Below are 22220 nucleotides of genomic sequence, written 5' to 3' on the forward strand. Positions count from 1 at the left end.
GGACGATTTGCATCGTCCGGTGCCTCGGGTCGATTACTCGCCTTTAGCCGCTTTGAACGCTTCAGCCATAGCGCTAGAGAAGTTGCTTTCTTCCTGTTTGGTGTTAACAGTGTTGATTGCTTCTTTCTCATCAGCCTGGTCTTTAGCACGAACAGACAGGCTTACAACGCGGTTCTTACGGTCAACGCCGGTGAATTTAGCTTCAACGTCGTCACCAACACTCAGAACCAGAGTTGCGTCTTCGATACGGTCCAGTGAAGCTTCTGAAGCGCGCAGGTAACCTTCAACGCCATCAGCCAATTCTACTGTAGCACCTTTAGCGTCTACTGCAGTCACTTTACCGTTAACGATAGCGCCTTTCTTGTTCAGGGTGATGTAGTTGTTGAATGGATCTTCAGCCAACTGCTTCACGCCCAGAGAGATGCGCTCGCGCTCTGCATCAACCTGCAGTACAACAGCAGCGATTTCGTCGCCTTTTTTGTACTCACGAACGGCTTCTTCGCCAGTCGCGTTCCAGGAGATGTCTGACAGGTGAACCAGACCGTCGATACCACCGTCCAGGCCGATGAAGATACCGAAGTCAGTGATTGACTTGATTTTACCTTCAACGCGATCGCCTTTGTTGTGGGTCTCAGCGAACTGCTGCCATGGGTTGTTTTTGCACTGCTTCAGACCCAGGGAGATACGACGACGTTCTTCGTCGATGTCCAGAACCATAACTTCAACAACATCGCCCACGTTAACAACTTTAGATGGGTGAATGTTCTTGTTGGTCCAGTCCATTTCAGAAACGTGTACCAGACCTTCAACGCCTTCTTCGATTTCTACGAAGCAGCCGTAATCAGTCAGGTTGGTTACACGACCAGTCAGGCGGGTGCCTTCTGGGTAACGCTTAGCGATAGCAACCCATGGATCTTCGCCCAGCTGTTTCAGGCCCAGAGATACACGAGTACGCTCGCGGTCGAACTTCAGCACTTTAACAGTGATTTCGTCGCCCACGTTGACGATTTCGCTCGGATGCTTAACGCGTTTCCAAGCCATATCGGTGATGTGCAGCAGGCCGTCAACGCCACCCAGATCCACGAATGCGCCGTAGTCAGTGAGGTTCTTAACGATACCTTTAACTTCCATGCCTTCCTGCAGGTTTTCCAGCAGCTGATCACGTTCAGCGCTGTTTTCAGATTCGATAACTGCGCGGCGAGAAACAACCACGTTGTTACGTTTCTGATCAAGCTTGATCACTTTGAATTCAAGCTCTTTGCCTTCCAGGTGCAGAGTATCGCGAACCGGACGAACGTCAACCAGTGAACCTGGCAGGAACGCACGAATACCGTTCAGCTCAACTGTGAAGCCACCTTTAACTTTGCCGTTGATAACACCGGTAACAGTTTCAGCTTCTTCGTAAGCTTTTTCCAGCGTGATCCAAGCTTCGTGACGTTTAGCTTTCTCACGGGACAGCAGGGTTTCACCGAAGCCGTCTTCTACTGCGTCCAGCGCAACGTCAACTTCGTCGCCTACCTGGATTTCCAGTTCGCCGGCTGCGTTCTTGAACTGCTCTGCAGGAATTGCAGATTCAGATTTCAGACCCGCATCAACCAGGACTACGTCTTTGTCGATAGAGACAACAACGCCACGAACGATGGAACCCGGACGGGTTTCGATTTCTTTCAGTGATTCTTCAAATAGTTGAGCAAAAGATTCAGTCATATTGATAATCTTAGGATTCTTCAATTTAACGTCCACCTGACGTCATTGTCGGATGGGGTTGTTTCACATGCCCAGCACCGGGTCCTTGGTACAGGGTTACAGCAATTCGGTTGCCTTAGCGATTACATGCCCAGCTTACTTCGGGCATAATCGAGTGCCTTTTCAATCACTTGCTCAATGGACATACTGGTTGAATCCAGCACCAGAGCATCAGCGGCAGGCACTAAAGGTGCGATAGCGCGATTACGATCGCGGTCGTCGCGTTCCTTTATCTCGGATAAAAGGCGATCAAAGTTAACATTAAAGCCCTTCTCCTGCAACTGTAGCATACGACGATGCGCACGCTCTTCCGAACTGGCATCCAGGAAGATTTTTACCGGTGCATCGGGGAAAACCACGGTGCCCATATCTCGACCATCCGCAATCAGGCCTGGTTCTTCACGGAATGCACGCTGGCGACGCAACAGTGCTTCACGCACACGTGGGAAAGCTGCCACGCGCGAAGCCGTGTTGCTGACTTCTTGCGTGCGAATTTCACCCGTCACGTCTTCACCTTCAAGAATGACCTGCATTTCACCTTCCACAGAAAGGAAACGCACATCCAGGTGAGCCGCCATCGGAACTAACGCTTCTTCTGATTCAATATCTACCTGATGATGAAGTGCAGCCAAAGCCAATACGCGATAAATGGCACCAGAGTCCAGCAAGTGCCACTGCAATGACTCCGCCATCGCTTTACACAAAGTCCCTTTACCTGCGCCACTTGGCCCATCAATGGTAATGATCGGGGCGATTGCCGTCATTGTTCTCTCCTGTTGCTGCGTGCTTATTATCAGCCTTCTTGGCTGTCTGGATTGCGCGGCATTATACGCTGCCCGCGTCAGGTTAGTACCCTTTCGCGAACACAGCGCTAGAATTTTAGTCAGATTCGGAAGAATTTCCGCTCATCAAGACCAGAAGAGAGCGAAGAAACCCGGCACAAGCGTACCGGGTAGGAAGATTATGAGGCGTGGCTGATTTTCGCTAACTGTTGGAAGTAGTCCGGGAAGGTTTTCGCCGTGCAACCAGGATCAAGGATGGTTACTGGCGTGTCGGACAGCGCAACCAGCGCAAAGCACATGGCCATACGGTGATCGTTGTAGGTACCGATATCCGCATGTTGCAACTGGGCAGGAGGCGTGACACGGATAAAATCGTGGCCCTCTTCCACTTCAGCACCGACTTTGCGCAATTCTGTCGCCATCGCGGCCAGACGATCGGTTTCTTTAACGCGCCAGTTATAGATGTTGCGCATTAAGGTTGTGCCTTTGGCAAACAACGCCGTGGTGGCAATGGTCATCGCCGCATCAGGAATATGGTTCATGTCCATATCGATGGCGGTCAGCGTGCCACGCGTACAGGCAATGTAATCATCACCCCACTCGATCACCGCACCCATTTTTTCCAGCACATCCGCAAAACGAATATCGCCTTGCACGCTATTGCGGCCGATACCCGTTACACGCACGGTTCCGCCTTTAATTGCTGCAGCAGCAAGGAAGTAAGAAGCCGAAGACGCATCACCTTCCACCAGATAATCACCCGGTGACTGATATTGTTGCTGGCCCTTCACCACAAAGCGTTGATAATTTTGGTTATCAACGTCCACACCAAAGCAACGCATCAGGTGCAGAGTGATATCGATATAAGGCTTGGAAACCAAATCACCTTTGATGGTGATAACAGTATCTTTCGCAGCCAAAGGCGCGGTCATCAGCAATGCGGTCAGGAACTGGCTGGAAACACTGCCATCCACGCTGACTTCACCACCCACGAAGCCGCCGTTCAGGCGTAACGGGGGATAATCCGTCTGCTCCAGATAATCAATGTTCGCGCCGCCCTGACGCAACGCATCAACCAGATGACCAATTGGGCGCTCTTTCATGCGCGGTTCACCAGTCAGTACGATCGACTGTTGGCCTAAGCACAGTGCCGCCGCCAGCGGACGCATTGCCGTACCCGCATTCCCCAGGAACAGCTCCAGTGGCTGGTCAGCGTGCAGTGGCCCTGCATTACCCACCACTTCACACACGGTGCGATCGGCAGAGAGCGTATAACTGACGCCCAGCGCTTTGAGCGCATTCAGCATGTGTTTGACGTCATCGCTATCCAGCAAGTTCGTCAGGCGAGTTGTGCCGTTTGCCAGCGCAGCCAACAGCAACGCGCGGTTAGAGACGCTTTTTGAACCCGGTAAGTTTACCGTGCCGTCAACGCGGGCAATCGGTTGTAGAGTCAGGGAGTCCTGCATGTGAAACCAAATCTCCAGAAAAGACGAGACCCCGTCCAATCACGGGGCCAGATGCCAGCCAGGCTGGCATAAAGTAAGTAATTAACCGTGGCGACGTTCGAAGTCGATCATGAACTCAGTCAGGGCTTTAACCCCTTCCAGCGGCATCGCATTGTAGATCGATGCACGCATGCCGCCAACCACACGGTGGCCCTTCAAGGCATGCAAACCTGCCTGCAGTGACTCCTCGAGGAATACTTTGTCCAGAGCGGCGTCGGCCAACTGGAATGGCACGTTCATGCGTGAACGGTTACCGGAAGCAACATCGTTACGATAGAAGCTGCTGCTGTCGATCACGCCATAGAGAAGGTCAGCTTTCGCCTGATTAACCTTATCCATTTCAGCCACACCGCCCTTCTCTTTCAGCCATTTAAAGACCAAACCAGAAAGATACCAAGCGAAGGTTGGCGGGGTGTTGAACATGGATTCGTTTTCTGCCAGCACCTTGTAATCAAGAATAGAAGGCACATAACGTTGCGCTTTACCCAGCAGGTCTTCACGCACCACCACCAGCGTTAAGCCTGCCGGTCCGATATTTTTCTGCGCGCCCGCGTAGATCACACCATAACGGCTGACATCAATAGGACGAGACATGATGGTTGAAGAGAGGTCGGCAACAACAACTTTGTCACCAAAATCCGGTTCTTCATCAATAGCAATACCGTCGATGGTTTCATTCGGGCAGAAATGCACATAAGCAGCATCATCGTTCAACTGCCATTCACGCATCGGTAACAAAGCACGTTTACCTTCCAACGTGGTTTTGACATCAATGGTGTTTGGGGAACAATATTTTTCCGCTTCTTTGATGGCGCTGTGAGCCCAGTAGCCGCCATCAATGTAGTCGGCGGTTTTGGCTTCACCCAGCAAGTTGCCCGGGATAGCCGCGAACTGTGCACGCGCGCCACCATGACAGAACAAAACTTTGTAGTTGGATGGGATCTTCAGCAGATCGCGAAAATCCTGTTCTGCTGCTTCAGCAACCGCAATGAACTCTTTACTACGGTGACTGATCTCCATCACCGAGGTGCCTAATCCGTGCCAGTTTGTCAGTTCTTGTTCTGCACGACGGAGCACTTCTACCGGCAGCATCGCTGGGCCGGAGCTAAAATTATAAACCTGCGTCATTTCCCCTCACCACTGTCATATCGAACGGTTATGAATACCGTATCGGTTTTATCATTGCCTCCGAATGGCTGCAATCATTAATCCGGCGGAGATCACATTCACAGAGCAGGCATCGCCGCAGCTTATGTCATAAATGCAATCAGCCACGGAATTTTGTGAGGTGGTTTCATGAAGTAAAATCAGAATGCAGCCAGGTGAATAAAAAGCCGCAACAATACCGCGATAAATTTGGAACACTGAATAGCTAAGCAGGCGCAAAACCCGTATCATTGCGCGCTTTACGCCCACCCCATCGACTTGAGAGAGCGCCAACATGACGCAAACGTTTATTCCAGGAAAAGACGCCGCACTGGAAGACTCCATTGCCCGCTTCCAGCAGAAGCTGCAAGATTTAGGCTTCAATATTGAAGAAGCCTCCTGGCTTAACCCGGTTCCACATGTTTGGTCTGTGCACATCCGCGATCGTGACTGCCCACTGTGCTTTACCAACGGTAAAGGTGCCAGTAAGAAAGCCGCGCTGGCATCTGCGTTAGGCGAGTATTTTGAGCGTCTCTCAACCAACTATTTCTTCGCTGACTTCTGGCTGGGTGAATCCATCGCGAAAGGTGAATTTGTTCACTATCCCAACGAGAAGTGGTTCCCACTGACTGAAGATGACAGCCTCCCGGCTGGTATTCTGGATGCGCGCCTGCAGAAATTTTACGATCCAGAAGATAGCCTGAGCGCCTCAGACCTGATTGATTTGCAGTCGGGCAATGCTGACCGCGGTATCTGCGGCCTGCCGTTTACCCGTCAGTCCGATCAGCAAACGGTCTACATTCCGATGAACATCATCGGTAACCTGTATGTTTCTAACGGTATGTCCGCCGGCAACACCGCCAATGAAGCGCGTGTACAGGGACTTTCTGAAGTCTTTGAGCGCCATATTAAAAATCGTATTATCGCCGAGTCCATCAGCCTGCCGGAAATCCCGGCTGAAGTGATGCAGCGCTATCCCGGTGTGATCGAGGCGATTGACCGTCTGGAAGCAGAAGGCTTCCCTATCTTCTCTTACGATGCTTCCCTTGGTGGGAAATATCCGGTCATCTGCGTAGTACTGTTCAACCCGGCAAACGGCACGTGCTTCGCTTCCTTCGGTGCACACCCTGACTTTGGCGTGGCGCTGGAGCGTACCGTCACTGAACTGCTTCAGGGCCGTGGCCTGAAAGATCTGGATGTGTTCACCCCGCCGACCTTTGATGACGAAGAAGTGGCTGAACATGCTAACCTCGAAACGCACTTCATCGATTCCAGCGGCCTGATCTCCTGGGATATGTTCAAAGACGATGCAGATTACCCGTTTGTTGACTGGAGTTTCTCTGGCAGCACGCACGAAGAGTTCGACACCTTGATGGCGATCTTCCGTGCTGAAGATCAAGAAGTGTATATTGCTGACTACGAGCATCTGGGTGTTTACGCTTGCCGCATTATCGTGCCGGGCATGTCCGATATCTATCCGGCGGAAGATCTGCTGTTGGCCAATAACAGCATGGGCGCGCCACTGCGTGAAACCTTGTTGGCGCTGCCAGCCAGCGAATGGGAACCCGAAGCCTATCTGAACCTCATCGAGCAACTGGACGAAGAAGGCCATGACGACTTCACGCGCGTGCGTGAACTGCTGGGTCTGGCATCGGGCAAAGATAACGGCTGGTATACCCTGCGTATCGGTGAATTGAAAGCGATGCTGGCGCTGGCAGGTGGTGATTTAGATCAGGCACTGATCTGGACTGAATGGACCATGGAGTTTAACCAGTCGATCTTCAGTGAAGAGCGCGCCAACTATTATCGCTGCCTGCAGACGCTGTTACTGCTGGCGATGGAAGAAGAGCGCGATCCAGTGCAGTATCATCGTGCATTCGTGCGCATGTATGGCCAAACGGCAGTTGATGCCGCATCCGCTGCTATCAGCGGTGAAGCGCCATTCTATGGTCTGCAAGCGGTCGATCTCGACCTCAAAGCCTTCCCTGCTCACCAGGCTCTGTTAGCGGCTTACGAAAAATTGCAGGCGGCCAAGCGCCAATACTGGTCAAAAAAATAACGCCAGTTTTGCAGTGAAGTATTAATTGGCACTGAATCATTTCAGTGCCTTTTTTATGACTAAAATACAGCTGTCACACTTAACCTTTATATTTAACAATTCGTCTTCAATCGCTAAACGTAATTAACTGTTTACTCGCGACCAGGCTACGTCATTAAAATATTAGTGTATATTTTAAAAAATATTTATTTCATAAAAATCATATAATTAAATACAAAAAGCATCGTTACCCGCCTCGCTTATCCCCGCCAGCCCTGGCATTTATGATCCACATCAATTCCTGACCTATACTCCTTTGTTAGTATCATTACAGACAAATTTTGGAGAGCGTTAGTGTGAAAGCTGACAACCCTTTTAATGCATTACTACCGGCGGCAATGGCTAAAGTTGCAGAAGATGCCGGTGTTTATAAAGCCACTAAACACCCTTTAACCACCTTCTTCCTTGCCATCACCGCTGGCGTATTTATCTCTATCGCTTTCGTCTTCTATATCACTGCCACAACTGGCAGTGGCGCGATGCCTTACGGCATAGCCAAGCTGATTGGCGGCATCTGCTTCTCACTTGGCTTGATGTTAGTGGTGGTATGTGGTGCTGACCTCTTTACCTCCACCGTACTGATTGTGGTGGCGAAAGCCAGCGGGCGCATCACCTGGCTGCAACTCGGTCGCCACTGGCTGAATGTTTATATCGGTAACCTGTTTGGTGCCCTGTTCTTCGTGGCATTGATTTGGTTAGCGGGTGAACACATGGTCGCGAACGGTGCATGGGGTCTAAACGTGCTTCAGACCGCAGACCATAAAATGCATCACACCTTTATTGAGGCCGTAAGCCTGGGCACGCTCGCTAACTTGATGGTTTGCCTTGCAGTGTGGATGAGTTATTCCGGCCGCAGTTTGTTCGACAAAATGTTCGCGATGATCTTGCCCGTCGGCATGTTTGTTGCCAGCGGCTTCGAGCACAGTATTGCCAACATGTTCCTGATTCCAATGGCCATTGTTATTCGTGATTTCGCCAGTCCTGAATTCTGGCAGATGGCCGGTTCCAGCGCCGCACAGTTCCCGTCTCTCAGCGTTGGTGACTTTATAGTTAACAACCTGATTCCAGTGACCATCGGCAACATCATTGGTGGCGGATTGTTAGTCGGTTTGACCTATTGGGTTATCTATCTGCGCGGCGATGAGCCCGTGCATTAATGAATTGATACGGGCGTGCGGCAGCGCACGTCATACGTCAGAGTCTCCCTAAATAAGGCAGGTATATCATGTCCGAACTTAACGAAAAAATGGCGTCAGCCTGGGAAGGATTTAGCGCCGGCGAATGGCAGAACAGTGTCAACGTCCGTGACTTCATCCAGAAAAACTACACCCCGTATGAAGGTGACGAATCTTTCCTGGCGGGCGCAACACCAGCCACCACAGAATTGTGGGACAGCGTGCTGGAAGGCATCAAAATTGAGAACCGTACCCACGCTCCGGTCGATTTTGATACCGACCTGGCTTCAACTATCACCTCTCATGACGCGGGTTACATCAATAAATCTCTGGAGACCATCGTTGGTTTGCAGACTGAAGCACCGCTGAAACGTGCCATTATCCCATTTGGCGGCATCAAAATGGTTGAGGGGTCTTGCAAAGTCTACGGACGTGAACTCGATCCTGCGCTGAAAAAAGTCTTCACCGATTATCGTAAAACCCATAACCAGGGTGTGTTCGATGTCTACACCCCAGATATCCTGCGCTGCCGTAAATCCGGTGTGTTGACCGGTCTGCCAGATGCTTATGGTCGTGGTCGTATTATTGGTGACTACCGTCGCGTGGCGCTGTACGGCATCGACTATCTGATGAAAGATAAAGTGGCACAATTCAATTCACTGCAAAGTGATATGGAGAACGGTGTCGATCTGGAAGCCACCATCCGCTTGCGTGAAGAGATCTCAGAACAACACCGTGCATTAGGCCAAATCAAAGAGATGGCCGCTAAGTATGGTTGCGATATCTCTCTGCCAGCCGTGACGGCGCAAGAAGCGGTACAGTGGACCTACTTCGGTTACCTTGCCGCTGTGAAATCTCAAAACGGCGCAGCCATGTCATTTGGTCGCGTATCCACCTTCCTTGATGTTTATATCGATCGCGACATCAAAGCCGGTAAATTGAGTGAAGAAGGCGCGCAGGAGCTGATTGACCACCTGGTGATGAAACTGCGTATGGTGCGTTTCCTGCGTACCCCAGAGTACGATGAACTGTTCTCTGGTGACCCTATCTGGGCAACCGAATCCCTTGCAGGTATGGGTGTAGATGGCCGTACATTGGTCACCAAAAGCACCTTCCGCTTCCTGAATACGCTGTACACCATGGGCCCATCGCCTGAGCCTAACATGACCATTTTGTGGTCGGAAAAACTGCCCGTTAACTTCAAAAAATACGCGGCCAAAGTCTCTATCGACACATCCTCATTGCAGTACGAGAATGATGACCTGATGCGTCCTGACTTTGATAACGATGACTATGCCATCGCCTGCTGTGTCAGCCCAATGATTGTCGGTAAACAAATGCAGTTCTTTGGTGCCCGCGCCAACCTGGCAAAAACATTGTTGTATGCAATCAACGGTGGTGTGGACGAAAAACTGAAAATGCAGGTGGGTCCAAAAGAAGCGCCAATCACTGACGAAATCCTGGATTTCGATACCGTTATGGCGCGTCTGGATCACTTCATGGATTGGCTGGCGAAACAGTACGTCACCTCGCTGAACATCATCCACTACATGCACGATAAGTACAGTTATGAAGCCTCACTGATGGCGCTGCATGACCGTGACGTTTATCGCACCATGGCTTGTGGTATCGCGGGCCTGTCAGTGGCTGCCGACTCCCTGTCAGCTATCAAATATGCGAAAGTGAAAACCGTGCGTGATGCTGATGGCCTGGCCGTGGATTTCGAAATCGAAGGCGAATACCCGCAGTTCGGCAACAACGATTCACGTGTTGATGACATGGCCTGTGACCTGGTTGAACGTTTCATGAAAAAAATTCAGAAACTGCAAACCTACCGTAATGCGGTACCTACTCAGTCAGTGCTGACCATTACCTCAAACGTTGTTTATGGTAAGAAAACCGGTAATACCCCAGATGGTCGTCGTGCCGGTGCGCCATTTGGACCGGGTGCTAACCCAATGCACGGTCGCGATCAGAAAGGTGCCGTTGCCTCACTGACCTCGGTTGCCAAACTGCCGTTTGCCTACGCTAAAGATGGTATCTCTTATACCTTCTCCATCGTGCCAAACGCGCTGGGTAAAGATGACAACGTGCGTAAAACCAACCTCGCCGGTCTGATGGACGGTTACTTCCATCACGAAGCGAACATTGAGGGCGGCCAGCACCTTAACGTCAACGTCATGAACCGTGAAATGCTACTGGATGCGATGGAACACCCTGAGAAATACCCTCAGCTTACCATCCGTGTTTCCGGTTATGCTGTGCGCTTCAACTCGCTGACTAAAGAGCAGCAGCAAGACGTTATTACCCGTACCTTCACGCAGTCTCTGTAATTCTTCCAGAGATGTAAAAGGCTCCTGCGGGAGCCTTTTCTCCACAAGTCTGTTTTGCCAGTTTGCTGGTGATGGCAACCTGGCAAAATCGACTTTAATCCCAGAGCACAACACAGATTGTGCCGCCTGATGTTGAGGCTAAACCGGAGAACTCATCGCAATGTCCACCATTGGTCGTATCCACTCATTTGAATCTTGCGGCACCGTTGACGGGCCCGGCATCCGTTTTATCACTTTCTTCCAGGGCTGCCTGATGCGCTGCCTCTATTGCCATAACCGCGATACGTGGGACACGCATGGCGGCAAAGAGGTCACCGTTGAAGACCTGATGAAAGATGTCTTGTCGTATCGCCACTTTATGAAAGCCTCTGGCGGCGGTGTTACCGCGTCTGGCGGAGAAGCGATTTTGCAAGCCGAGTTTGTGCGTGACTGGTTCCGCGCCTGCAAAGCACAAGGGATTCATACCTGTCTCGACACCAACGGTTTTGTCCGTCGCTACGATCCGGTGATTGATGAGTTGCTGGATGCCACCGATCTGGTGATGCTCGACCTGAAGCAAATCAATGACGATGTTCACCAGATTCTGGTCGGGGTGTCCAATCACCGCACGCTGGACTTCGCCCGATATCTGCAAAAGAAAGGTAAACGCACCTGGATTAGATTTGTCGTGGTGCCTGGCTATTCCGATGATGACGACTCAGTACATCGCTTAGGTGAGTTCACCAAAGATATGGACAACATCGAGAAGATTGAGTTGTTGCCCTACCACGAATTAGGCAAACACAAATGGATAGCGATGGGGGAAGAGTACAAGCTTGATGGCGTGAAGCCACCGAGTAAAGAGACCATGGAACGGGTCAAAAATATTCTCACCAGCTATGGTCACGAGGTGATGTACTAAATGGCATAAGGGGAGCAATCGCTCCCCCTTCTTTTTGCCGTTAAGCATGTGCCACTGGGGTGGCATGCTGATCGGCCTTGCGCAGCAGCATCACCAAATACACCAGTGCCACCACCGCAATCATCACAAACAGCAGGCGATCGGAGTAGTTCTGCATCAGCATCGACGTCATGCCAGGCCCAACTAAACTGCCAACGGTATAGCTAAACAGCAGAGCCTGATTCATCGCGACCAGCTCGTGGTGAGCCACGGTCTCGCATGCCCACGACATCGCAACCGGGTAGAGGGTAAAACCTGCCAGACCCAACACAAACAGCGCGGGTGCCATGGCGGTATCACCCAGCATGGCAATCGCACCCAGAATGACGACAAACACCTGCACGCGTAAAACCATTAAGCGGCCAAAGCGGTCAGCCAGGCGTCCGACCGGCCACTGCCCTACGATGCCTGCGCTCACCAGTAATGCCATCCAGTATCCGACGGTGGCATCGCTCATTCCCTGATGGGACAAATAGAGTGGCATCAGTCCATACAACGATCCCAGCACAATGCCTGAAATCACACAGCCGTTAATACCCAGACGAGAACTGCGACGACGCAACATAGTCCAGATACGTCCGGTCGATGCCTCTTCTGTTGCAGCTCCAGCATTCACACGCAGGAATACCACTGGCAACACGGCACAAATAATCAGTGCGGTCACCCACGGAATAACGTGCAGCAACTCAGTCGAGACACGGCTAACCAAAAGCTGACCCGCAACCGTGCCCAGGTAGTAAACAATCATATAGGCCGCTAACAATTGGCCGCGATTGCGTACCGTGCCGCTACACAGCAATGCACTCTCCACCACAACCCAGATCAGTGCGCAACCTAAGCCAGCCATGAAACGCAGAGACGTCCAGTTATAGAAACCGTCTAATAGCGCCATACCCATGGTCGCCAAAGCAAACAGCACGCTCGCCAGATAAAAACAGCGATTAAATCCGTAGCGATTGATAAGCCAGCCTGCCAGCAAGGTCCCGAGCAGGTTGCCGGTGTAATAGGCTGAGCTGGCCATCCCCACCTGCCAGGTCGGCAGTTGATCATGTGTAAGCCAAAGCGGTACCAGCGTATTAAGCACAGCAATAGACACCGTCATGAGCATTAAGCCGCAGAGCAGCAACACGACGGGGCGCGACCAGGTTGACATAGGGATTAAAACCAAAGAAATGTAGATAATTGCGCGCAGTTTGCCATTCGCTATTTTAAAGTCAATGTGCAAAAAATAGTCGCCGCACAATTTGCTGCAGAACAATTTATTTTTTTTATCTTCAGCAGGTTAGAGGATATATCTCACACGATGGGACGATAGCTATCTGTATGAATTTATAGATTTTAGTCTTTTAAGGCCATCTACTGACGATAACGTTTATTTCTGATTAATTCTTACTAAAAAATAATCCCTGAGTTATAGACAATAAAAAACCCGGCATAGCCGGGTTTTTACTGGGAAAGTCTCGATTAACCAATCATTTCCAGACCGCCCATATAAGGGCGCAACACTTCTGGCACCTCAATGCGGCCATCAGCTTGCTGGTAGTTTTCCAGTACCGCAACCAAAGTACGGCCTACAGCCAGACCAGAACCATTCAAGGTGTGAACCAGGCGTGGTTTTTTGTCTGCTTTGCTGCGGCAACGCGCTTGCATGCGACGCGCCTGGAAATCCCACATATTTGAGCAAGAGGAGATTTCACGATAGGTATCTTGCGCTGGCAGCCACACTTCCAGATCGTAGGTTTTGGCAGAGCCGAAGCCCATATCACCGGTGCACAGCAATACTTTACGATAAGGCAGATTCAGCAGCTGCAAGACTTTCTCAGCGTGTCCGACCAACTCTTCCAACGCATCCATCGAGGTTTCTGGCGCAACAATATGCACCATCTCTACTTTGTCGAACTGGTGCATACGGATCAGACCACGGGTGTCGCGTCCGTATGAACCCGCTTCTGAACGGAAGCAAGGTGTATGCGCCGTCAGCTTGATCGGCAGATCTTCTTCTTCGACGATCTCGTCACGTACCAGATTGGTCAGCGGCACTTCTGCGGTCGGGATCAGCGCATAGTTGCTGCTACCGGCTTCTTCACCCAGTGGCTTAGTGTGGAACAGGTCTTCACCAAACTTCGGCAGTTGACCTGTACCAAACAGGGTTTCACGGTTGACCAGATAAGGCACGTAGGTCTCAAGATAACCGTGCTGCTCGGTGTGCAGGTCAATCATGAACTGGCTCAGAGCGCGGTGCAGACGTGCAATCTGGCCCTGCATCACAATGAAGCGAGATCCTGTCAGTTTCACTGCGGACGCAAAATCCAGGCCTTTTACCGCTTCACCCAGCTCAACGTGGTCTTTTACCGGGAAATCAAACTGGCGCGGCTGGCCCCAGCGGCTGACTTCCTGATTCTCGCTGTCATCTTTACCCAGCGGCACTTCATCGACCGGCAAGTTAGGCAGAGAGAGCGCAAAATCACGAATTTCGTTCTGCAGCGTGTCCAGTTCCGCTTTGGCCGCATCCAGGCGTTCGCCCAGCGCGTTCACTTCCTGACGCAGTGGCTCGATGTCTTCCCCACGCGCTTTGGCCTGACCGATGGATTTGGATCGGGAGTTACGCTCTGCCTGCAGGTTTTCAGTTTCTACTTGCAGGACTTTACGACGCTCTTCGAGGGAGCGAAGCGTTTCCACATCCAGTTTAAATCCTCGGCGTGCCAGTTTTTCTGCGACTGCGTCTGGCTCATTACGCAGCAGATTGGGATCGAGCATGCTTATCCTGTGTAATTAAGGTTGATTGAACGAATGAAGGGATGCATCCCACTGGAATGCATTGAAATACTTGCTCACCTTACCGTAAGGTCTTTATCAGCGGTAGCGTTTTATCGGGCTATTTTGATCCTGTTCAGCCAGCCAGGCGAGTTTTTCGCCAATTTTCCCTTCAAGCCCCCGATTGGTTGGCTGATAGTAGCGCGTTTGCGCCATTTCAGGCGGGAAGAACACCTCACCGGCGGCGTAGGCATTAGGCTCGTCATGCGCATAGCGGTACTCTTTACCCAACCCCATCTCTTTCATTAATTTGGTCGGGGCATTGCGCAGATGCTCTGGCACATCATAATCCGGCGATTCGCGCGCATCACGCATCGCCGCCTTGAAAGCGGTATACACGGCATTACTTTTCGGTGCACAAGCCAGATAAACTATCGCTTGCGCAATCGCGCGTTCGCCCTCTGCGGGGCCAACACGGGTAAAGCAATCCCAGGCTGAAATCGCCACCTGCATGCCACGCGGATCGGCATTACCGACATCTTCGGAAGCGATGGCCAGTAAGCGACGCGCCACGTAAAGCGGATCGCCCCCTGCGGTGATAATGCGTGCGTACCAGTAGAGCGCGGCATCCGGCGCCGATCCACGCACCGATTTATGCAGTGCGGAAATCAGATCGTAAAAGCGGTCACCTTTATTATCAAAACGCGCCGCCCTTTCACCGGACACTTCATTGAGCAGTTGCGGCGTCAGCTCGCGCAGGCCTTGTGCATTGCTCTCTGCCATATCGGCCATCATTTCCAGCGTATTGAGCGCCCGCCGCGCATCACCATTGACCAGTTCAGCAATCATCCGACGCGTGTTATCCGGCAACAGAATATCGCTGTTGCCATAACCACGGTCGCTGTCTTGCATGGCTTGTGTTAACACCCGTTCAATGTCTTCGGTGGTGAGGGATTTCAACAGATAAACACGCGCACGCGACAACAATGCCGAGTTGAGTTCGAATGAGGGATTTTCTGTGGTGGCGCCAATAAAGGTGATGGTGCCATCTTCAATATGCGGCAAGAAGGCATCCTGCTGACTTTTATTGAAGCGATGCACCTCATCGACAAACAAAATGGTGCGACGTCCGAGCTGACGATTCTGACGCGCACGCTCAATTGCCTCTCGGATCTCTTTCACGCCAGACGTCACCGCAGAGATGCGCTCAACGTCTGCTTGACCATAATGCGCGATGATCTCAGCTAGCGTGGTTTTCCCTATTCCTGGCGGCCCCCAGAGGATCATCGAATGCAGATGCCCGGCTTCAATAGCACGCGGCAGCGGTTTGCCCGGCGCCAGCAGATGCTGTTGCCCGATATACTGCTGCAACGTTGCTGGCCGCATACGCGCGGCCAGGGGTTGAAACTCATTCGAAGAGGCGAAATCAAGGGACAGGTTACTCACGCTGACCTCACTGACGTTGATCGTCGACCGTTACCCCTTTAGGCGGCGTAAAGGTAAATTTATCCGGGCTAATCGCGCCATTTTTCTGACTTTTCAGCTGGTAGTCACTGTGCTGGCCATCTTGTTCAATCGCGCTGAATTTATTAATGGTGCCGGATGCAGAAACATTGATGGTGAACTGTTTCAGATTGCCGTCGCTGCTTTTCGGCGTCAGTTCAAAGTTGTCGCCCTGCTGCTTGATGTTGTACTGCTGCCAGTCGCTTGGCTGGTTACGCGCAATCAACATAAACGGGGTGTTGCTGGTGGCATTCTGCAACAGGCTGACGCTCGCCTGCTCAACAAAGGGGTTATAGAACCACAGATTCTTACCGTCAGAGATGATGACGCTTTCGTCTGGTGCGGTCATGTGCCAGTTAAACAGGCTTGGGCGCTTAACCCACAGTTCCCCTTCCCCATCCTGCACATTGGCACCGCTACCGTCGGTGACCTTCTGGCTAAAGCTGGCATGGAAACTGTTCACCTTGTTCAGACGTTGTTGCAAATCGCTGGACGCATCCGCCAATACCGATGCAGAGACAAAACTGGCCAACAGGCCGCAGGCAATAACGCGTAATTTCATCTGATTCGATTCCTTATTCATGGTTTCCCGACACTTACCGCATTAAACGTAGTTGCCGCCCTGTCAGTTCGACAGGAGAAAAAGCCGAAAGCTCCCGAAGATATGGGGATCGTTTCGCAGATAAACAACGGGCCAGTGTTAACTGGCCCGAATATAGCTCACTGCTGACACAAGATTACATCTCATGCGGCGGCGGGGAGAGGACTTCACGGTTACCGTTATGACCCGGTTCAGACACAATTCCCTGCGCCTCCATCTGTTCAATAATACGTGCAGCACGGTTGTAACCAATACGGAATTGACGCTGGACACCCGAAATCGAGGCGCGACGTTTCTCCACCACGAACGAGACGGCCTGGTCGAACAGCGGATCCAGTTCTTCATCGCCGTCCAGCCCACCTGCAGCAGTTTCGCTCTCTTCACCCGCCGTGATGCTGTCGATGTATTGCGGACGTCCGCGTGCTTTCCAGTCTTGCACCACCGCATGCACTTCCTGGTCACGCACGAAGGCGCCGTGAACACGGACTGGCATCGAGGAGTTTGGCGGCATATAAAGCATGTCACCCATCCCCAACAGCGATTCTGCGCCCCCCTGATCCAGGATAGTACGCGAGTCAATCTTACTGGAAACGGTAAAAGCAATACGGGTTGGAATGTTGGCTTTAATCAAGCCGGTGATCACATCCACTGACGGGCGTTGCGTTGCCAGCACCAGGTGAATACCCGCTGCACGCGCTTTCTGGGCGAGGCGAGCAATCAACTCTTCCACTTTCTTACCTACCGCCATCATCAGGTCGGCGAATTCATCCACCAACACCACGATATAAGGCAGTTTCTCCAGTACCGGCGGCGTCGTGTCCATGCTGTCGCCCGGCTTCCAGAACGGATCAGGAATCGGACGGCCCATCGCCGCTGCCTGCTCAATCTTCTCGTTATAACCCGCCAGATTACGCACGCCGAGTGCTGACATCAGCTTGTAGCGGCGTTCCATCTCACCCACACTCCAGCGCAGCGCGTTGGCGGCATCTTTCATGTCGGTAACAACTTCAGTCAGTAAATGAGGAATACCTTCATAAACCGACAGCTCCAGCATTTTCGGGTCGATCATGATAAAGCGCACTTCTTCCGGCGTGGCTTTATACAACATGCTGATGATCATGGTGTTAACGCCCACTGACTTACCGGAACCGGTGGTACCCGCAACCAGTAAGTGAGGCATTTTCGCCAGATCCGCAACAACCGGCTGACCCGAAATATCTTTACCTAACACCACAGAGAGCGGTGAAGGATTATCACGGAATTTATCGCAATCCAGTACTTCACGCAGATACACGGTTTGGCGGTGCTTGTTCGGTAACTCCAGCCCGACATAAGGCTTGCCCGGAATCACTTCCACCACACGCACTGCAACCGCAGAGAGTGAGCGCGCTAAATCGCGTGACAGGTTAGAGATACGAGCGGCTTTCACACCCGGCGCAAGGTCGAGTTCAAAACGGGTGATCACCGGGCCTGGCGAAATGCCCACCACTTCCGCTTTCACACGATAGTCAGCCAGACGCGCTTCAACCAGACGCGCAGTTTGCTCAAGGGCAAACATATCCACCGGCTCTTCTTCCGAAGGCGGCGAAGTCAGTAAATCGAGCGTTGGCAATGGAGTAGACGGTTTTTCCAGTGGCCGCTCATGACGCACCAGGAACGGATGGAACAGGCTGTCCTGCGCTGGCGTAGCCGGTTTTGGCGTTTCGCTGGGTGCAGCATAACTTTCCGGCTCAGCCGAAGACCATGGGCTGTTCTGCTCAGTCAACGATGGCAGGGTTTCCGGTTGCGGCGCTGCAGGCTGCTGCCATTGCGATGGCGCTTCCGGTTCTGGCGTCGCGGCAATAGTAAACAGCGGCTCGCTTGGACCGTCATCAACCAAATCTTTCATCGGCGAAAAATCAAAGGCTGACGAGGTATCAAGACTAAATACCGGGCCATCACTGGCATCTGATGGCTGATAGCGCTGTTGCTGCTGTGCCGCAAACTGATTCGCGAGCTGCGCCTGATGCAACGCCTCTTCATCATCCTCTTCCGGTTGCTGCTGCCAGCTGTCGCCATAACGCTGCTGCTGTTGAGATTCATAGGCCTGACGCAACTGTGCCTGCTGCAGTGCGGCATCATCATCATGATCATGTTGCGGTGCATGGTAGGTTGCCGTCATTTCTGGCAACGTCTGCTCCGCCTCTTCTCGTGCCTTTTCTTCCGCCATACGCTGAGATGGCAGTTTAATGCCATAAGAAGCCCGTTCACGACGGGTTGGCAGTTTGACTTTATTCGGACGCGGTAATTCAGGACCAATACCCTGCTTCACCTGCGGGTTGTAATCTCGCTCAGGGACAATATCAAAAGCCGGTGTGTAAGCTGACGCGCTCTTCACCGCCGCCATGCCCGCTGCTGCCGCTGCGGCAGTATTGAGAGAAGCAGACGAGGATGCCGCATCCTGCCAGTTGCCCATGCGCGGGCCATCATCCTCATCAGCCAGTGAGAATGGAGCGGGCGTTGACGCAGGTTCATTCGGCACTTCAAAACGATACAACGGTGGCGCAGGCTGAATCACTGGCTCGGGAGCAGCCGCAACAGGTGCTACTGGCACAGGTTCGGTTGGCAAAGCGTTCACCGGAGGCGTCACAACAGAGGATTCAGTTGGCGAACTGACCGCAGGTTGCACAGCAGTCGGAGCCTGTTGTGCGGCTTCTGTGGTAACCGCAATAGCCGCGGCTGTTGCTGCACTGGCTTTCGCCAACAGCGGATCATCCGCCAGTTCTTCCGCAATGGGCTCGGCGATTTTACGTGGTTTAGCCAGCAGAACGTCATCAGCGTCATGATGGGCTTGCGTAGCACGTAACGGAGGCGCGGCATCTTCTGCCTGCTCCTCGTCTTCGTACTCGTCATCTTCTTGCCAGGGTTCGTCATGGCGCGAGCGATTGCTGGCAAAGGTCAGCACGCCCATCACCACACCGCCAATCCTTTCGGCAATGGTAAGCCAGGACCAGCCGGTATACAGCGTAATACCCGCAGCCCAGACGCACAGCAGCGTTAAGGTGCCGCCCGCGGAACTGAACCACGGTGCCATCGCATTGCTGACCAGGCTGCCAATCACGCCGCCGGAAGCAAAGTACCAGATGTCATCCACGTTGAGCGCCGCCAGGCCGCAGGTGGTGACCACCAAAGCCAAAACGCCGATCAAACGTAAACCAACGGCAAAGTAATCGATGTAATCCTGACGATCGCGCTGACGGAACGTAATCCAGCACAGCCCAATAATGACGGGAGGAATGGCATAGGCCATCACGCCAAAAATGAACAGCAAGGTATCCGCCAGCCATGCGCCAACACTGCCGCCTAAATTATGAATCGGCTCATGCCAGGCGGTCTGCGACCAGCTTGGATCTGAAGGGTTGAAGCTAACCAGCGACACCATCAAATAGATGGCGAACAGGGCCACAAGGATGAGTAACGCTTCCAGCAGCCTGCGTCCACTGCTCAGCGGTTGTAACGAAACGTCTTTATCTTCTGTATATTCCTGGCTCAAGAGAACTCTCCAGGTGCCTGTAAATTAAGAAGGAAACAGCGTCGGGCAAGCCCGACGCTGATCCTGTATGAATTCACAGGAGTGTACCGAATTCCTGCAAGCTTTGCACCTGCCCTGCACTAACGGGTTTTGATCACCAGACGATTGCTCTGTTTGACCTCTTCCATTACCACGTAAGTACGGGTGTCATTCACGCCCGGTAGGCGCAGCAAGGTTTCACCCAAGAGCTTACGATAGGCGGACATGTCCGGTACACGGGTTTTCAGCAAGTAGTCAAAGTCACCGGAAACGAGGTGACACTCTTGAGTTTCCTCAAGTTTTTGCACTGCGGCGTTAAATTGCTCAAACACATCGGGCGCACCACGATTCAGAGTAATCTCAACAAACACCAGCAGTGAAGCGTCCAGATAATGCGGGTTCAGCTGTGCGGTATAACCCAGAATGAAGCCCTGACGCTCCAGGCGACGCACACGCTCAAGACACGGTGTAGGTGATAACCCAACACGTTTCGAAAGCTCAACATTGGAAATACGACCGTCTTTCTGCAATTCATTCAGAATGTTTCTGTCGATACGATCCAGGTCTTTTCCGGGGCGTTTCTTATTGTCTACCATTATTATTGTCTCTCTTAATTCCTTCCCTTTACCTGCCACACCCTGAAAACGCTCATTGTTCAGGGCCTTACTTAAGCGAAGCCTATAAGTCTGTGCAGTAATGCGGCCATCCGTATGACGCATGTTGTCTGTCCACACCATGCGTCATTACCAATGTCAGACTGAGTTTATCTGGCAAAAACACGCAAAACAGAAATGAAATTCTGTTTTGCGCCGCTAAATATTCTCTGCTTCTGGTAATGTTTTCGCAAAACAGCAGGCGATTGTCAAAGTAAAACATCCAAATTCAGTACAAGATGCCAGACAGAGTGCTGGGATGCTGTTTTTTAATAAGAATTTTTATACTGCTGCACCAGAAATTGCCGAGCATTGCCCCCTTTTGGCGCAACAGACGTGCAAAATTGCGCCTCATCGACTACGCCGCTTGCAGCGATTGTTAACAAAATCGCTGAAACCTTTTTTTGCGTCGCTAATTTCCCTACAATCAAAAACTATGTTGTCAGAAAAAAACTGAGGAACGCATGAGTACGGCCAAACACAGTAAGCTGCTCATTTTGGGCTCCGGCCCTGCCGGTTATACCGCTGCAGTGTATGCAGCGCGCGCCAACCTGAATCCGGTATTGATTACCGGACTGGAAAAAGGTGGTCAGCTCACCACCACTACTGAAGTGGAGAACTGGCCTGGCGACCCGCACGATCTGACTGGTCCGTCGCTGATGGAGCGCATGCATGAGCATGCCGAGAAGTTCAACACCGAAATCTTGTTCGACCACATCCATACTGTGGATTTGCAGAACCGTCCCTTCCGCCTGACGGGCGACAGTGGCGAATACACCGCTGATGCACTGATCATCGCAACGGGGGCGTCAGCACGTTACCTCGGTCTGCCTTCTGAAGAAGCCTTTAAAGGTAAAGGCGTGTCCGCTTGCGCGACCTGTGACGGCTTTTTCTATCGCAACCAGGAAGTCGCTGTCATTGGTGGCGGTAACACTGCGGTTGAAGAGGCACTGTATCTGGCCAACATCGCGTCAAAAGTGCATCTGATTCACCGCCGCGACAGCTTCCGTGCTGAAAAAATCCTGATTGACCGTCTGATGGCGAAAGTCAGCAGCGGCAATATCGTGCTGCACACCGACCGCACCCTGGAAGAAGTGGTTGGCGATCAGATGGGCGTAACCGGCCTGAAATTACTCTCGACCAAGGGTGAAGCGCCGTCGACCCTGGATGTTGCGGGTCTGTTTGTGGCTATCGGCCACAGCCCTAACACGGCTATTTTTGATGGTCAGTTAGCGCTCGAAAACGGCTATATCAAAGTGCAGTCCGGCCTGCACGGTAACGCGACACAAACCAGCATTCCTGGCGTATTCGCTGCGGGCGACGTGATGGACCACATCTATCGTCAGGCAATTACCTCTGCAGGCACCGGCTGTATGGCAGCATTGGATGCAGAACGTTATCTTGATGGCTTGGTTAAAAACGATAAGTAAGTTG

Annotated in this window: 15 protein-coding genes and 2 pseudogenes; 5 read left to right on the forward strand and 12 right to left on the reverse strand. The window is 52.1% G+C overall.

Annotation, left to right across the window (positions count from 1 at the left end; translation table 11 throughout):
- Positions 1–33: 33 nt before the first annotated feature.
- From rpsA to LK04_RS12090, 5 genes are all read right to left on the reverse strand, one after another.
- Entirely contained in the window at positions 34–1707 is a 1674-nt protein-coding gene (gene rpsA, locus LK04_RS12070; RefSeq protein ID WP_039332423.1) for a 30S ribosomal protein S1, read from the reverse strand.
- Positions 1708–1829: 122 nt separating this feature from the next.
- Entirely contained in the window at positions 1830–2510 is a 681-nt protein-coding gene (cmk, locus tag LK04_RS12075) for a (d)CMP kinase (RefSeq protein ID WP_039332421.1), read from the reverse strand.
- 197 nt (positions 2511–2707) lie between these two features.
- Positions 2708–3994, reverse strand: a complete 1287-nt coding sequence (aroA, locus tag LK04_RS12080; protein ID WP_039332417.1) for a 3-phosphoshikimate 1-carboxyvinyltransferase — start codon at positions 3992–3994, stop codon at positions 2708–2710.
- An 81-nt stretch (positions 3995–4075) separates the two neighbouring features.
- Entirely contained in the window at positions 4076–5161 is a 1086-nt protein-coding gene (gene serC, locus LK04_RS12085) for a 3-phosphoserine/phosphohydroxythreonine transaminase (RefSeq protein ID WP_039332415.1), read from the reverse strand.
- A gap of 51 nt (positions 5162–5212) precedes the next feature.
- Positions 5213–5476 (reverse strand): hypothetical protein, encoded by a 264-nt coding sequence (locus LK04_RS12090; RefSeq protein WP_039332413.1) that lies wholly within the window; start codon positions 5474–5476, stop codon positions 5213–5215.
- Here LK04_RS12090 and ycaO point away from each other — a divergent pair.
- The 4 genes from ycaO (at position 5475) to pflA (ending at position 11686) form a co-directional block, all read left to right on the forward strand.
- Entirely contained in the window at positions 5475–7238 is a 1764-nt protein-coding gene (ycaO, locus tag LK04_RS12095) for a 30S ribosomal protein S12 methylthiotransferase accessory factor YcaO (RefSeq protein ID WP_039332411.1), read from the forward strand. The two genes, LK04_RS12090 and ycaO, sit on opposite strands and share 2 nt — an antisense overlap.
- 335 nt (positions 7239–7573) lie before the next feature.
- A complete protein-coding gene (gene focA / locus LK04_RS12100) occupies positions 7574–8434 on the forward strand; it encodes a formate transporter FocA (RefSeq protein ID WP_039332409.1) in 861 nt (286 codons plus the stop codon).
- Between the two features lie 68 nt (positions 8435–8502).
- The gene (gene pflB, locus LK04_RS12105) at positions 8503–10785 is read left to right on the forward strand and encodes a formate C-acetyltransferase (protein ID WP_039332407.1); all 2283 of its coding nucleotides are present in this window, start codon (positions 8503–8505) and stop codon (positions 10783–10785) included.
- Positions 10786–10945: 160 nt separating this feature from the next.
- Positions 10946–11686, forward strand: coding sequence for a pyruvate formate lyase 1-activating protein (gene pflA / locus LK04_RS12110; RefSeq protein WP_039332405.1), 741 nt, complete (start codon positions 10946–10948; stop codon positions 11684–11686).
- A 40-nt stretch (positions 11687–11726) separates the two neighbouring features.
- On the opposite strand, the gene LK04_RS12115 is transcribed toward pflA, so the two are convergent.
- The 7 genes and pseudogenes from LK04_RS12115 to lrp form a co-directional block, all read right to left on the reverse strand.
- The gene (locus LK04_RS12115; RefSeq protein WP_039332452.1) at positions 11727–12878 is read right to left on the reverse strand and encodes an MFS transporter; all 1152 of its coding nucleotides are present in this window, start codon (positions 12876–12878) and stop codon (positions 11727–11729) included.
- Positions 12879–13189: 311 nt separating this feature from the next.
- Positions 13190–14482: a serine--tRNA ligase gene (gene serS / locus LK04_RS12120; RefSeq protein ID WP_039332403.1), complete on the reverse strand. Its 1293-nt coding sequence runs from the start codon at positions 14480–14482 to the stop codon at positions 13190–13192.
- 96 nt (positions 14483–14578) lie between these two features.
- Positions 14579–15925 carry a replication-associated recombination protein A gene (locus LK04_RS12125; RefSeq protein WP_039332401.1) on the reverse strand — a complete coding sequence of 449 codons (1347 nt, stop codon included), beginning with the start codon at positions 15923–15925 and terminating at the stop codon, positions 14579–14581.
- A 7-nt stretch (positions 15926–15932) separates the two neighbouring features.
- Complete coding sequence (gene lolA / locus LK04_RS12130; protein ID WP_039332399.1) at positions 15933–16544, reverse strand: outer membrane lipoprotein chaperone LolA; 612 nt, start codon at positions 16542–16544, stop codon at positions 15933–15935.
- Positions 16545–16719: 175 nt separating this feature from the next.
- A pseudogene (locus LK04_RS12135) lies at positions 16720–19128 on the reverse strand (DNA translocase FtsK); the annotation flags it as partial.
- Positions 19129–19250: 122 nt separating this feature from the next.
- A pseudogene (locus tag LK04_RS20945) lies at positions 19251–20115 on the reverse strand (DNA translocase FtsK 4TM domain-containing protein); the annotation flags it as partial.
- A 119-nt stretch (positions 20116–20234) separates the two neighbouring features.
- Positions 20235–20729, reverse strand: a complete 495-nt coding sequence (lrp, locus tag LK04_RS12140; protein WP_006118610.1) for a leucine-responsive transcriptional regulator Lrp — start codon at positions 20727–20729, stop codon at positions 20235–20237.
- Between the two features lie 521 nt (positions 20730–21250).
- On the opposite strand from lrp, the gene trxB reads away from it, so the two are divergent.
- On the forward strand, positions 21251–22216 hold the full coding sequence (gene trxB / locus LK04_RS12145; protein ID WP_039332392.1) for a thioredoxin-disulfide reductase: 966 nt from the start codon (positions 21251–21253) through the stop codon (positions 22214–22216).
- Positions 22217–22220: the final 4 nt, after the last annotated feature.

It is taken from the genome of Pantoea vagans, from assembly GCF_001506165.1.
In the GTDB taxonomy this organism is placed as follows: Bacteria; Pseudomonadota; Gammaproteobacteria; order Enterobacterales; family Enterobacteriaceae; genus Pantoea; species Pantoea vagans_C.